This is a genomic window from Psychrobacillus sp. BM2 (assembly GCF_048572895.1).
GTDB lineage: Bacteria > Bacillota > Bacilli > Bacillales_A > Planococcaceae > Psychrobacillus.
In genome coordinates this window covers 4178301-4191740 of sequence record NZ_CP183878.1, presented here as the reverse complement: position 1 = coordinate 4191740, position 13440 = coordinate 4178301, and the positions used below count along the sequence as shown (strand labels likewise).

Annotated in this window: 14 protein-coding genes; 4 read left to right on the top strand and 10 right to left on the bottom strand. The window is 36.3% G+C overall.

The genetic code is table 11. The features are described 5' to 3' along the window. Positions 1–6 precede the first annotated feature (6 nt). A complete protein-coding gene (locus ACN6MX_RS20675; RefSeq protein ID WP_419960602.1) occupies positions 7–279 on the bottom strand; it encodes an AraC family ligand binding domain-containing protein in 273 nt (90 codons plus the stop codon). 309 nt (positions 280–588) lie between these two features. On the opposite strand from ACN6MX_RS20675, the gene ACN6MX_RS20670 reads away from it, so the two are divergent. Then, positions 589–810, top strand: a complete 222-nt coding sequence (locus tag ACN6MX_RS20670; RefSeq protein ID WP_090570704.1) for a DUF2187 family protein — start codon at positions 589–591, stop codon at positions 808–810. On the opposite strand, the gene recQ is transcribed toward ACN6MX_RS20670, so the two are convergent. Both recQ and ACN6MX_RS20660 read right to left on the bottom strand, forming a co-directional pair. Next, on the bottom strand, positions 795–2561 hold the full coding sequence (gene recQ / locus ACN6MX_RS20665) for a DNA helicase RecQ (protein WP_419960601.1): 1767 nt from the start codon (positions 2559–2561) through the stop codon (positions 795–797). The two genes, ACN6MX_RS20670 and recQ, sit on opposite strands and share 16 nt — an antisense overlap. 33 nt (positions 2562–2594) lie before the next feature. Then, positions 2595–2840, bottom strand: a complete 246-nt coding sequence (locus ACN6MX_RS20660) for a hypothetical protein (protein WP_419960600.1) — start codon at positions 2838–2840, stop codon at positions 2595–2597. Between the two features lie 111 nt (positions 2841–2951). Between ACN6MX_RS20660 and ACN6MX_RS20655 the strand changes: the two genes are divergently transcribed. Beyond that, entirely contained in the window at positions 2952–4145 is a 1194-nt protein-coding gene (locus ACN6MX_RS20655; RefSeq protein ID WP_419960599.1) for a class I SAM-dependent rRNA methyltransferase, read from the top strand. A 42-nt stretch (positions 4146–4187) separates the two neighbouring features. On the opposite strand, the gene ACN6MX_RS20650 is transcribed toward ACN6MX_RS20655, so the two are convergent. From ACN6MX_RS20650 to ACN6MX_RS20625, 6 genes are all read right to left on the bottom strand, one after another. After that, the gene (locus ACN6MX_RS20650) at positions 4188–4613 is read right to left on the bottom strand and encodes a GatB/YqeY domain-containing protein (RefSeq protein WP_419960598.1); all 426 of its coding nucleotides are present in this window, start codon (positions 4611–4613) and stop codon (positions 4188–4190) included. A 16-nt stretch (positions 4614–4629) separates the two neighbouring features. Next, positions 4630–5451: a squalene/phytoene synthase family protein gene (locus tag ACN6MX_RS20645; RefSeq protein ID WP_419960597.1), complete on the bottom strand. Its 822-nt coding sequence runs from the start codon at positions 5449–5451 to the stop codon at positions 4630–4632. A 118-nt stretch (positions 5452–5569) separates the two neighbouring features. Beyond that, positions 5570–6757 (bottom strand): MFS transporter, encoded by a 1188-nt coding sequence (locus tag ACN6MX_RS20640; protein ID WP_419960596.1) that lies wholly within the window; start codon positions 6755–6757, stop codon positions 5570–5572. Between the two features lie 65 nt (positions 6758–6822). Beyond that, entirely contained in the window at positions 6823–7662 is an 840-nt protein-coding gene (locus tag ACN6MX_RS20635) for a MerR family transcriptional regulator (RefSeq protein WP_419960595.1), read from the bottom strand. Positions 7663–7717: 55 nt separating this feature from the next. Then, on the bottom strand, positions 7718–9376 hold the full coding sequence (locus tag ACN6MX_RS20630; protein WP_419960594.1) for a hypothetical protein: 1659 nt from the start codon (positions 9374–9376) through the stop codon (positions 7718–7720). Between the two features lie 99 nt (positions 9377–9475). After that, a complete protein-coding gene (locus ACN6MX_RS20625) occupies positions 9476–10705 on the bottom strand; it encodes an MFS transporter (RefSeq protein WP_419960593.1) in 1230 nt (409 codons plus the stop codon). Between the two features lie 400 nt (positions 10706–11105). Here ACN6MX_RS20625 and ACN6MX_RS20620 point away from each other — a divergent pair, with 400 nt between their 5' ends. Then, on the top strand, positions 11106–11216 hold the full coding sequence (locus tag ACN6MX_RS20620) for a DUF3953 domain-containing protein (RefSeq protein ID WP_419960592.1): 111 nt from the start codon (positions 11106–11108) through the stop codon (positions 11214–11216). An 82-nt stretch (positions 11217–11298) separates the two neighbouring features. Then, positions 11299–12195 (top strand): RCC1 domain-containing protein, encoded by an 897-nt coding sequence (locus ACN6MX_RS20615; RefSeq protein ID WP_419960591.1) that lies wholly within the window; start codon positions 11299–11301, stop codon positions 12193–12195. Positions 12196–12736: 541 nt separating this feature from the next. On the opposite strand, the gene ACN6MX_RS20610 is transcribed toward ACN6MX_RS20615, so the two are convergent. Further along, positions 12737–13426 (bottom strand): GNAT family N-acetyltransferase, encoded by a 690-nt coding sequence (locus ACN6MX_RS20610; protein ID WP_419960590.1) that lies wholly within the window; start codon positions 13424–13426, stop codon positions 12737–12739. Positions 13427–13440 lie beyond the last annotated feature (14 nt).

Below are 13440 nucleotides of genomic sequence, written 5' to 3'. Positions count from 1 at the left end.
CTCCTCTTACAAACTAATTTTAGTTACTACTATATCCAAATCTTCTAATGCCTTTAAAGCATGTTTTTCTAATGGTTTCATATGCAATATGTTCTCTGGTGTTACAATATGCTCATTACCTTCCACCATAAACTGTACTTTCCCTTTTCTTACAACAATCAATACATTCGCTTCAACATGATGTTCTTTTACTTCTTCCCCAGCTCGTAATTGAATATTCATCACGTCAAAATCTTTTTCTTTAAGAACATTTGCTATTTGCTTCTCTTTTTCGTCCAATACATAAGCTGTTTCGACTAATTCAACTTATGTTCCTCTCCTTCATATTAGCTCACAAAATTCTCTTAACCCTATCATATACGTAGTTTTATAAAAAATAAAATAAAGCAACAAAACAATTAATTATGAAACAAACCGTAAGAGCAATGACCCTCTTACGGTTTCCGTTTCTCCATTATAGCGAGAGTATTCGACACGATTCCCTTGTACTCGAGTATTTATAATCTCTTTTTCCGATTTTTAACCCTAATCTATGGTATAATTAAACTATCGCTAAGTGCGTAATAAAACTAGAAAAGAGGCAGACACATGAGTTTCCAACGACAACCTAAGGAAGTTTCACCCTTTGTGGCAGCTAGGAAAATTGATGAAAAGATCTCTTTCACTCGTAATGATCACGAGGTACAAGGAACTATTTTTAAAATTTTAGAGCAATCGGTAATTGTTGAAATTTCTACCGAAGATGCTAAAAAGATTAATGTACCTTCGAATCTTACGGTAGTATCTCATAAAAATTACACGGTAATATAATTGTTAATCTCCTCGAGAAAAGCTTGTCCATATTTTTCTCGTTTGTTTGCACCTATTCCGTGAATTTCTAATAATTTTTCTTCGGTTTGCGGACGCTCTGCACACATATGCTGTAGAGTCTTATCAGAAAAAATAACAAATGGTGGTACACCTTCTTCGTCCGCAATTTTTTTCCGAAGTATTCTTAGTCTTTCGAACAACGGATCATTCTTCGCGATTTGTTTCGTTACAGTTACACCTTTACGTTCCACTACTTTATTCCCCAGTAATACTTCTTTTCCTGCATCTGAAACATAAATAGTTGGTAAGCTACCATGCTTCACTGAAAGAAATCCTTCCGCAATCATAAACTCCATTAAACCAGACACTTCTTTTAACGATTTACCCTTTAATATGCCATAAGTTGATAACTTCGTAAAACCAAAGTCAATTACTTTTTTGTTTTCAGAACCAGTCAATACTTGAGCAGTCATCGTCTTGCCAAATCTTTGTCCCATTCGAACCACACATGAAAGAACCATTTGAACCTCTTTTGTTACATCTTGGACCTCCCTGGAATCAGTGCAGTTTCCACATTGGCCGCATCTTGTAGCATCTGGCTCCCCAAAATAAGTAACGATAAACTGCTGCAAACAATTTTCGGTGTGACAATAATCCACCATTCCTTGTAGTTTCTCAAGCTCCTGAGGAATTCGTTCACGATCCATTGCTTGATCTATTAAAAATCGTTGCGTTTGAACGTCTTGAGATGCATATAAAACGACACATTCACTTGGTAAACCATCTCGTCCCGCTCTCCCAGCTTCCTGATAGTAGCTCTCCATATTCTTCGGCAATTGATAGTGAATTACATAGCGGACATTAGATTTATCGATTCCCATACCAAATGCATTGGTCGCAACCATTACTTGTGCTTCATCTGTTAGAAATCGCTCTTGTTCCTTGTTTCGAAACACCTCTGGAAGACCTGCATGATATTTAGCAGTCTGAATACCCGTTCTATTTAGCAAATCATATAAAAGGTCTACCGTTTTTCTTGTCGCCGCGTAAATAATTCCTACTTCGTTCTTATTTTTCTTAATAAACTCTTTTAAAAACTTATTTTTATCCTGTCCTAATATTACCGAAAACGCTAAGTTTGACCTTGCAAACCCAGTTATAACAGTATTATCCTCTTGAATTTGTAGCAACCTGCAAATATCATCTCGCACAGCTGGCGTTGCAGTAGCCGTTAGGGCGAGCACAGTTGGTTGTTCCGTAAATACTTCCTTTAATCGATGAATAGCGCGATAACTTGGGCGGAAATCGTGCCCCCATTGCGAAATACAATGTGCCTCGTCTACTGCTATTAATGGTACTTTTACTTTTTTTAATTGATTTAAAAAGTTGGGAGACTCTAAACGCTCCGGGGCTATATAAAGCAAACGATATTGGCCATTTTGTACTTCTTCCATTGTTTGCCTTACTTCTTCTGCAGTTAATGTGCTGTTTATAAAGGTTGCAGGAATCCCGGCCTGAATTAAAGTATCGACTTGGTCTTTCATAAGGGAAATTAACGGAGAGATAACGATCGTAGTACCTTCTAGCATCAAAGCTGGGATTTGGTAGCAAAGAGACTTTCCTCCCCCTGTAGGCATTACACATAGACTAGAGTTCTCTTCTAATACATAGTTAATAACCGTTTCTTGACCCTCACGAAAGGAATCATATCCAAAATAAGTTTGTAATAATTGACGTGCTTTATCTAACACCTAGGTCACTCCTATCGTATATTTGGAAACCCTCTATTTTCTGCCGCTATTTTTCTTATTTACCTTGTTGGCTGTGTAATTAGTTGGTTTTGGGTCAACTTTATCTACATCGGATCCTAGTAGAAAATAGCCGATGACGGAGGATACAATAGCTGCTCCTATAATGATAAGTATTCTATTTATAATTGTTACTTCCGAATATTCCTCTTGGTTTAAAATAATAGTTGCTAGTACTGCCACAACAATCATAATTGGCGGGATTATTTTTGACTTTTTCATAGCAAACTTCCTTCCTCTGCGCATGTATAGTATATTGTACCATAAGACTATAAAGGGTTTTTACCCACACCTATGGGATAATATATAAAAAAACATATAAGGATGACTACAATGACGCAAAATGAATTAGATATCAAAGTAACTGAAACACTTGCCCAAGATTTACAAAAAGGCGTTCCTATTTTAATGAAAGATGGCTTCCACGAGACTGAATCTTTTGAAGAAGGATGCATTTTAAAGCTACAAAATGCTGCTGGCAAATTTATCGGGAAAGGCTATGTCGGAAAACAAAATAAAGGCATTGGCTGGCTTCTAACCAAATATGAAAACGAGAAAATTGATCAATCATTTTTCCAAAAGAAAATAGCTGCAGCGATTAAACACCGTGATGACTATTACCATAGTACTGATACAACGGCCTTTCGTGTATTCAACGGGGAAGGAGACGGTATCGGAGGTTTAACCATTGACTATTTTGACGGATTCTATTTAATCAGCTGGTATAGTGAGGGAATTTATTCCTTTAAAGAAATGATTTTAGCGGCATTTGAAGCTTCTACCCCCTATAAAGGTATATATGAAAAGAAACGTTTTGATACAAAGGGTCAATATGTGGAAGACGATGACTTTGTTAAAGGTGAACGTGGAGAATTCCCTCTCCTCGTTAAAGAAAATGGACAAAACTTTGCTATTTACTTAAATGATGGGGCAATGGTAGGGGTGTTTTTAGACCAACGCGATGTTCGTAAAACAATTCGAGATAAATATTCAAATGGAAAAACAGTACTGAATACATTCTCGTATACTGGAGCTTTTTCTGTATTTGCTGCGGCTGGTGGTGCCACAAAAACAACCAGTGTCGATCTTGCAAAAAGAAGCTTAAGTAAAACAACTGAACAATTTGAAGTAAATGGAATAGATGTAGAACAACAAGATATTATCGTGATGGATGTATTTGATTATTTTAAATATGCGAAACGGAAGGAACTATCCTTCGATATGGTCATTCTCGATCCTCCTAGCTTTGCACGTTCTAAAAAATATACATTCAGTTCAGCCAAAGATTATACAAAATTATTAATAGACGCCATTAATATCACGGAAAAGAATGGCATTATTGTAGCATCTACCAATAATGCAACATTTGGGATGAAGAAATTCAAGACATTTGTAGAAAAGGCTTTTAAGGAGAGTAACCGAAAATACGCAATTGAGGAAGAGTTTTCCCTTCCAAGTGACTTTAAAACTTCTGCTCTTTTCAAAGAAGGTAATTATTTGAAGGTTCTATTCATAAAAGTGAAGTAAATGTTTTCAACAAAGGAGGATGCTCTTGCACCCTCCTTTGTTTTAAATCATGCTTTTCACTACTTTAGACATCGTCCCTCCATCTGCTTTTCCTGCAAGCAATGGTTTAGCAATTTTCATTGCGTCTCCCATGTTCATGCCTTTTACAACTCCGGCTTCAGTTAAAACCGTTACTATTTCTTCTTCACTTAATTGGGTTGGCAAGAAGTTTGCTAGTAGTTTTAGCTTTGCATTTTCTTTTTCAATTAGATCCTCGCGATTTGCTTCTTTTGCACCTTCTAAAGCTTGGTTTGTTTGTTTCACTTCTCTATTTACGATGGCAATTTCTTCTTCTGGTGTAAGCCCAGACCCTTTTTCTTTTTCCGCATTATCAAGTGCAGATTTTAGTATGGTTAATACTCCCTTAGCCAGCACATCTTTTTCTTTCATGGCACGTTTTATATGATCGAATACGATAGTTTTTAACATATGCTTCTTCCTCTCTTTAAACCTCTGCTTGTACTTCCTCTACAGTTTGCTCTACCTCCGATCGGGTCATTTTTTCTTTTCCGTTCTTCAGTGCTTTAAGAGTTTTGTGAGCAAGCGCAAGAGGTAATTTACAAAATAACAATATACTTTTGCGGTTGATACTCTTGATGTATTCATCTGCTTGTGCTAAATTGTCTTCTGCATAATCGAACATGTCTGCTCTTGTCCATCCTTCTGGGAAGAATTGTACACCACGTTCGCCATCTTCGTCCTTGTTTCGCAATATATTAACTGCTTGAAGACCGCGACCATATGCAATTGCTAAATTACGGTCTGTATTTATATCTGCACTCCACTTCCATAAGTCCGAAAGCATTACTCCAACAAGCCCAGCTACATAGTAGGTATACTCATCGAGATCTTCTTTTGTCTTCACTTGCCAGTTCTTACCTACCCATTTAGCCATTCCTTCAGCCATTTCACTCGTATAGTTTTTTACAGTTTCTAATAGATCAGCCGGGCAAATTTCCAGCCAGTCCCCTAGTCTTAATGAAACCGGAGGAAGAATTTCCTGAAATGGCTCTACAAGCTGTTCATATTCTTCTTTATTAAACGTATTTATGAGCATCTTGCTTGTTGCAAGTAATAGCTCTTGTTTCTCCTGCGAACCTAATGACTCGTGATCTTCAATCTCATCTATTGCACGCATGCATAAATAAGCAGAGGCAACCGCCTTTTTTAGTTTAGGTTCTAAAAAAGTGATTGGGATATAAAAAGTTCTGCTTGTTTTCTTTAGCATGTCCATCGCTTCTTTTTGTAACGTTGCTACATCATGCACGACTAGTCCTCCGTTTCGCAGTTAAATCCTTTAAACTCTATTGTATAGGATTTTTGCAGAAAGATAAAATGACTACCATTTATGGAGAAGGACAATGGTAAAAGTTATAGCTGTTTTATTATTCTGCCGTTTCCTTAAATACTGTTTTATGTTCTTTCCAAAATAATGATATGACAAAGCTAAGTGCAAGTATAAACATTGCTAATACATAGGGATAATCAATATGCACATCAAACAAAATCCCTGCAATACTTGGACCAATTATATTTCCAATACTCGTAAACGTAGAGTTTAGCCCCCCAACAAAACCTTGCTCATTTCCAGCTATTTTAGATAAATACGTTGTCAGCGCGGGTCTCATTAAGTCGAATAACAAGAAGATTACAAAAGTCACGAGTAATATGGACCAGTAAGCAGAAACCTTAATCATCGCAAAAATGAAAATCGTTGATACACCTATACAAACTTGAATTAGCCTAATTTCCCCAATCTTACCTACAATGCGATCAAAGGTTAGTACTTGAAATATGATTCCTAAAATACCACTTACAGTAATGATTAAAGCAATATCTTTAGGTGTGAATCCGTATTTATGATCTACAAATAGGGAATATACTGTTTCAAAAGCAGCTAAACCAAAGCTAGATACTAGAATAATAATCATCGGGATCATATAAATTGGTTCCAATACTTTACGGAAACCTGGTTTAACTACCTTACCTTCCCTTTCTACACACTCTCTTTCAGGCTCCTTCAAAATAATAAGCGAGAATACCCCTCCTAAAAATCCTAGTGCCGCGGCAACGAAGAAGGGCAGTCGAGTTCCATGCTCAGCTAAAAAACCACCAATTCCAGGTCCGATGATAAACCCAGCACTGATTGCTGCCGCAACATAACCCATCGCTTTTGGTCGTTCTCTTAAAGAGGTAACATCAGCAACAAAAGCTGTCACAGCCGGCATGATGAATGCTGCGCTAATTCCTCCTAGTATTCTTGAAATGTATAATATTTCCACTTTTTGGCCAAACCCAAAGAGCATCTCGGAAAAACCAAAGATAAACATTCCTATAACAATCATTTTTTTACGCCCAATTGAATCTACCCATTTACCTGCGATTGGAGAAACCAATAATTGAGCAAATGCAAATGCCGCAACTAAATACCCCATCGTAGAACCTTCTAAGCTCATCTCCCGCATTAATGTAGGCATAACAGGGATAATAAGCCCTATCCCTAAAAATATAATAAATAAATTTACTAATACTAAATAAATCACCTTATTTAAACCACTTCTTTGAGAAACCATCTTCAAACTCCTTCAAATCCAGATTCAGCATATTACTAAAAATAAACCCTATAGTAACTATAGGGTCAAGTAGTTTGAATAGGTATTTTTAGTTCCACTAAGAATTCATCCTCTTTGGAAGCTGTGTAATTTATCGGCATCCAAACATCATATACAATTGGATATACGACTAATTGGTGTTGCGCTATATAGTCGATTAACTTCTGATAGCACGCCTCATATTCATCGTCCTCTAAAACAAAAGAAATGCTAAGATACTCTCCGGCTGGTAACGTACTAATCTCCACGTCCTCGTACTTATCTTTAAATTCCTTATTCGTCATAATATATGTAAATAGATAATCATAGTTAATATCATTTAGTGATTCATACCTTTGTAAAGAAAAAGCACCACCATACAATGTATCAAATATGCTTCCCTCTTCCTCTAACACTTTACTTATACGCCCATATTCCTTATTTGGAATATCATTGACTTTCATATTGTAGGTTTTAATCTTTACTATTTTTTGAACTTGTTCTTTCTTAATGCTTACGGTCATCATATTTGGATCTAGTACAAAGGCTTGTATTTGTTCTTTTTTCCGTTGCAGCACCTGCTTCGTCTTGTTTAATCGTTGAAATTGTTCTTCAATTCTTTTCTCCTGGTTCTCAAGATATACAACTAACTCTTCTGGTTTCAATGTTAAAACGGATTTGACTTCTTCTAACGATAACCCAAGATATTTCAATGATTTTATAATATCCAAATAATATAATTGTGTATTTTGATAGTATCTATATTGGTTGCTTGGATTTATTTCCATGGGTTTAAACAAGTCTATCTGATCATAGTATCTTAAGGTTTGAACGGATATATTACTTAGCTTTGCTACTTCACCTATCGTCAAATAATGAATCTTCAAGTAATCCCTCCATAATAAAAGCTATCCTATTGAAAGGATAGCTTTTATTGTTCTATTATTCAATTCCTTGAATCGTTACCTCTTTTACTGGTAGGAAAAGTTCTTCTGTATTTAAGAATGTTACTTGTACCTTATCTCCTTCTTGCATATAAACTGCAAGGGGGGCAACTTCGGAAGATACGATATAGCTTTGTTTGTTTTCTAATAGGAACGATACTTGTGTAAAGTCACCTACACGTTCTTTAAAGACACGTACAACTGTACCAGCTATCGATTTCTCTTCAGCATTCGAGCTACCATCTACGGAGCTTCCTCCACGTTGAATCGCTGTTTTATATAATTTTAGTGCTTCGTTTGGCGTATTGCCATATACAGAAATCTCTGGATTTGCTGCTGATACGATGAAATAATTTTGCAGGAATCCATTAGAGTCTAATACTGGCGTTAACCAGCTAGCTTCTCCGTAAAAGTTGTATAACACTGGCATTTCACCAGACCATTTCTTCTCGATAAATTTCTTTTCAATAATTTGCAGTGCTCCTTGAGAATCCATATAAGAATCCTCTAGGTTCCCTGTATAGAAAGTAGCCTCACCTGTTCGGCCATCTGTTAAAGAGTAACCGAGCATCGAGTCTACACCCTCTTTTGGGCTCGTAAAGTCGGTGAAGTAATACATTTGCCCGTCTTCTGCGAAAATTGGACTTACATTTGCTTCGGTTCCTTCATCTGATGGAAGTTTCACATCTTTTTTACCAAAGAGACTATTGATAAACCCATGTACATATTTACCAAAGTAGCTATTTTGCAAGCTCACCGTTTCTGGAGATACTGCTCCATCTATAAACGCTGGTACATCCGCAATTTTATAGGAATCTGTCTGACCTGTAGCTGGATCTACCGCTACAATTCCTTTTACCTCAAATCCATTTCGCGCAGAAATGAAACTACCATAGGATCGGATGTAATATGGTTTTCCATCCTCGTCAATTTCTAACTGAGGATCCCCATAGAAAATTTTAGTTGGGTGTTTCATACGCATATGTCTTTCTAAGTTTTTATGGAAATAAGAAGATGGAGTATAGCTCATTTCTGCCTCTACAAATTTCGGATTATCTGATGAGTCGGTTGCACTCATTGAAAAATACCCTGGCGTTACATCTCCATTCCACCACTTGAAAAGTCCAGAAAACTCTACTGGAGCAATATAAACATACTCATCTTTTACCTTTTGAATTTGCAAATTACCTAATTCATAATAACTAGTATTCGGTACTTGCCCAAAAGCTTTTTTCATTTTATTGCGTGCAAATTTTGGCGGTACGCTAGCAGGTGTCTTCGTTTCGTCAAATGCTTCAATTTCAACTTCTTGCTGCATTTCTGCTACTTTGAACTTTTCCTCTGCATTCCAAAAAGATGCAGTTAACATGAAGATAGCTAATACCAGGCTTCCTAAGAACAGAATACCTTTTAACTTTTGTTCTTTTCCTTTAGATAGAATCATCCCCGCTAATGTTGCAATAACTAGCAATGGCCATAACGCTGTCCAATTCCGATCTAAGTTCGTTACATAATATATAATCGCAAGTACGATAAAAGTTAAAACAGATAGACCAATAATGGAAGTTACCATGTCTTTTCTTTTAGCTGTCAACGGGACTACTAATAATGCAGTAAGTATCGCTGCAACTGCCGAAATAATAAATACACTGGTCATTTTCTCAAACCCTCTCTTTTTAAGCATAGTTATTTTACGGTTGAGAAGGAAAATGGTTTCATAAATAATACGATAGTATACACTTAGCACTAATTCTTGCTAGGTATTTGCTATAACAGGACAATTTTTCTCTTTTACCTTAAACCTCTTTTTCCATGATATGACTACTAGTAACAAAGAAAGCATTAAAATCCCACTTAAAACAATAAAACAATAAATAATGAGGTCCGAGGATACCATTTCGGTAAATACGGCAAGTAATAAAATTCTTATTAAGAGGCCTAATGTACGAAACAAACTATCGACTCTCCCTATTATATTATTAGGAATATAGTCCATTAAGAAAGAGTTTCTAGCAACTCTAGTACTGCTATTACCTATCGCTAAAAACAACATTAATGATAGATATATCGGTAAATTAACGAAGACAATTAACGATATGGCAATCGTATAAACACATACTCCGAAGATAATCGTCTTTTCATTTCCAAATTTACTTGATACTGTCGGTACGAAAATCCCTGCAATTATTGCTCCTATTGCATAAATCATCCCTTCAATCCCATAGACACTTGCGTCCGCTTCAAGTACATCCACTAAATAGACTGGAAACAAATAATTCGTTAGCATCACTCCAATGAAAGGCATGAAAGAAAATAATAAAAAAATAAACAAGGAAGGACGCGCTAATATATATCTAATTCCTTCGCTTACTTGCGATTTAACGACTTTTCCTGTCTTTTCAATGGTTACTCTAACATATGGTAACTTCAAGTAAAAATAGATGGCAGCACCGTAAGATATCGTATCTAGTAATAAAATATAGTGTAAATCCCATTTTAATAATAAGATACTAGCTAAAGCACCCGCAATCATACTAGAAAGCTGCCCCTGCACTTCCATCGTTCCATTTAATGATTTATATTGGTCCTTCGTAAATATTTCTTGATTTAAAGCAAACATCGTCGGATAAAAAATGGTGTAATATAAACTACCGATCATATAAATAATTGTATAATGCCAAATATCATATGACAAACCGATAAAACCTATTAATGAAAACATTAACAATAGAACAAAACATATGATTTCACTTATTATTAATAACTTCTTTCGAGATACTCTATCTACTAGATTTCCTACAAATGGTGTAAGGATAAAACTCAATATCGTCATACCAATCGTTATATAGCCAAATACCTTATTGCCATTTTCACTTGATACAAGCATCCATGGAATCGCAATCATCGTTATTCCAGAACCGATAGAGGACGCAATATTAGCGAAAATAATGAGCCGGAATCGGGAGTCTTTGTATAGATTTTTCATTTGAACCACCCCTTAACTTAGTCTTATTATTTCACTATAATTGAAAATTCAGCTATTTAGTTCAGTCATTGGTCTTGAGTCTTTCTCATACATTTGACGGAAGAACTAATTCCTTTTAAAAAATAAAATCACTGTTAAAAGAAAATCTTAATTAATCGCCAATGTTAAAATGAATATTAGATTGTGAAAGTGTTCACTTAAACTAAAGGGGGGTAGTTAGTTTAATAAAAGTACTCTTCAATCCACCAAAAGATAAGGTGAAATAATTTTTAGAGGGAATAAATTGTTGAAAATAACTAGAATTATATTTGCAATAATTGTTATTGCTTTATCAAATAATAGTCTGATAAGTATAGATTTTGAGTTAATGCCGATTGTGATGTTTTTCTAAGGAGCATTTATGTTGGTACCAGGATTATCCGAACTTCAGAAAGACAGAAAAAGATTTGAAGGGTATATGTTCATTATTGTTTCTTTATTTATTTTCTTTGTTTCCATACAGGTTTTGTAATTAAACAGACGGTGCAGGTTAGTATAACAAGCAAAAGCGATAAATAATAAAATGAGTCTTGTTTTCTAGGAGGTATAACAACATGGATTACATTTCACCGAAAGAATCAGCATTTAAGGGGAAACGGTGGGCTAAAAATACCATAGCAGCAGGTCGCCGTCATACGGTTGGGCTTAAATTTGACGGTACGGTGACTGCTGTTGGTGATAATAACTATGGACAATGTAATGTAAGTGATTGGTATGATATTGTGGCAGTAGCGGCTGGTAATGTTCATATGGCGACAAACACGGGTAATGCTCATACCATTGGTCTTAAATCTGACGGTACTGTGGTAGCAGTTGGTTGGAATAAGCATGACCAATGCGATGTAAGTGACTGGTGCGATATTGTAGCGGTAGCGGTGGGCTGGCGTCGTACCATTGGTCTTAAATCGGGTGGTTCGGTGGTTGCTGTGGGAAGAAATAATGATGGTGAATGTAATGTAAGTGACTGGCATGATATAGTGGCAGTCGCTGCGGGTGACTGGCATACCATCGGCCTTAAATCGGACGGAACTGTTACGGCTGTGGGTAATAATAGGTATCGTCAATGCAACGTAAGCGACTGGTGCGAAATAGAAGCGTTAGCGGCGGGCTATCTTCATACTGTTGGTCTTAAATTGGATGGTACGACGGTTGCTGTGGGTAAAAATAAGGTAGGACAATGCGATGTGAGTAGCTGGCGTGGTACTGTGGCGATTGCGGTGGGTAGTAATCATACCGTTGGACTTAAATCGGACGGAACAGTGATGGCTGTTGGCTGGAACGAGTATGGTCAATGCAATGTAAGTGACTGGTGCGATATAGTAACAGTTGCCGCGGGTTGCACTCATACCATTGGACTTCGATCTGACGGTACGGTGGTGTCCGTAGGTGGTAACGAATATGGACAATGCGATGTAAGTGGGTGGTGCGGCATCCAAATCCTCGGTAATTAGTTTTTTGGGTAAAAGGGATACATTTCCCACAACTAATAATAGTTCCTTCTTAAATTAACAGGTGCTTTAGTAAAAAATTGTGGGGTTGCCATTTTTGGGAACTCTTATTCTTATTGAACTAACGCGACAGTTTAGTTCAATAAGAATAAGAATTGATGACATAGACTATATAAAAAAGATAATTAGTAAAGTGAATTGAATGATAAAGGGGGTTCAAATAGTTGAGAGTAGGTTACAGTAGACAATAAAAGCAATCCGCCAATAAATAGAAAAATTAACCAAAGGAAATATAAGTTAATGTATACCCCAATAAAGGGAAGTACAACATTACATATGTCCATTTTGAAAGTTTTAGTAATTTTTGAGCGTTTTCCAATTGTTTTACTAACCTCCATTCACGAAAGCCTTACCACGTTCCTTGTGTGTAATTAGGGAATGCCCCATTCCAAGATATCCCAATGTAAATACCTTCCTTTTTCTTTAACTTTAACAAAGCAAAAATCAAAAGACACTCCTTGAAATAATTCAGGGAGTGTCTTTCTTAAATGTATGTCCCTTTTTCTTCATAGATGACATACCAGTCGTTCTCTTTTTGTAAAATGGTTGTACCAATCCAACCATCCGCAATAAGTTGCTGCTGTTTTTCAATCGCATCCATAGGGATTTCTAAAAACTTTTCGCCACTATTACGATCCTCATGAATTTTTTTATAAAATACGTAGCGTAGCATGCCTCCGTATTTCTTTTTCAGTGCACCTATTACCATTCCTTGGCTTAGTTTGTCCTTCAAGCTAGCAATATTGAATGGTGCAACTGTGGCACATACATGTGTATATGGTGAGGCATCTAGAAGTTCCATGACAATAACCCCAAGTTTCTTTTGCAAACCAAATCCTCTATAGTTTGGATGAACATTCGTGATTTCTTGGTAAACGACCTTCTCAAGCTGCTCTAGGGATAGATCAATATCATATCCTAAATGCTGCTCATCAACTGGTGGTAATGCCAACCCTCGGAAGGCGATTAGTTCATTGTCTACAAATGCACCAATCATTAAATTGCTAGCAATTGAATCTTTAAATTCCTCTATTGTTAATGGAGATAAGAAATTATCATTTTCCATCGTTCGTAAAACTTCATGCTGTAAACGTAAAATACTATCCAGATGCTCTAGTGTCAATTTACAAACAATATATTCTTTCTCTCCAAGCTTACCTTTCCATTCTTTCACGCAAACACTTCCTC

Excerpts from the sequence above, each read along its gene's own strand:
- ACN6MX_RS20620 (WP_419960592.1), top strand. The coding sequence starts at position 11,106 with ATGTTGGTACCAGGATTATCCGAACTTCAGAAAGACAGAAAAAGATTT.
- ACN6MX_RS20650 (WP_419960598.1), bottom strand. The coding sequence starts at position 4,613 with ATGTTAAAAACTATCGTATTCGATCATATAAAACGTGCCATGAAAGAA.
- ACN6MX_RS20630 (WP_419960594.1), bottom strand. The coding sequence starts at position 9,376 with ATGACCAGTGTATTTATTATTTCGGCAGTTGCAGCGATACTTACTGCA.
- ACN6MX_RS20660 (WP_419960600.1), bottom strand. The coding sequence starts at position 2,840 with ATGAAAAAGTCAAAAATAATCCCGCCAATTATGATTGTTGTGGCAGTA.
- ACN6MX_RS20615 (WP_419960591.1), top strand. The coding sequence starts at position 11,299 with ATGGATTACATTTCACCGAAAGAATCAGCATTTAAGGGGAAACGGTGG.
- ACN6MX_RS20670 (WP_090570704.1), top strand. The coding sequence starts at position 589 with ATGAGTTTCCAACGACAACCTAAGGAAGTTTCACCCTTTGTGGCAGCT.
- ACN6MX_RS20625 (WP_419960593.1), bottom strand. The coding sequence starts at position 10,705 with ATGAAAAATCTATACAAAGACTCCCGATTCCGGCTCATTATTTTCGCT.
- ACN6MX_RS20640 (WP_419960596.1), bottom strand. The coding sequence starts at position 6,757 with ATGGTTTCTCAAAGAAGTGGTTTAAATAAGGTGATTTATTTAGTATTA.
- ACN6MX_RS20655 (WP_419960599.1), top strand. The coding sequence starts at position 2,952 with ATGACGCAAAATGAATTAGATATCAAAGTAACTGAAACACTTGCCCAA.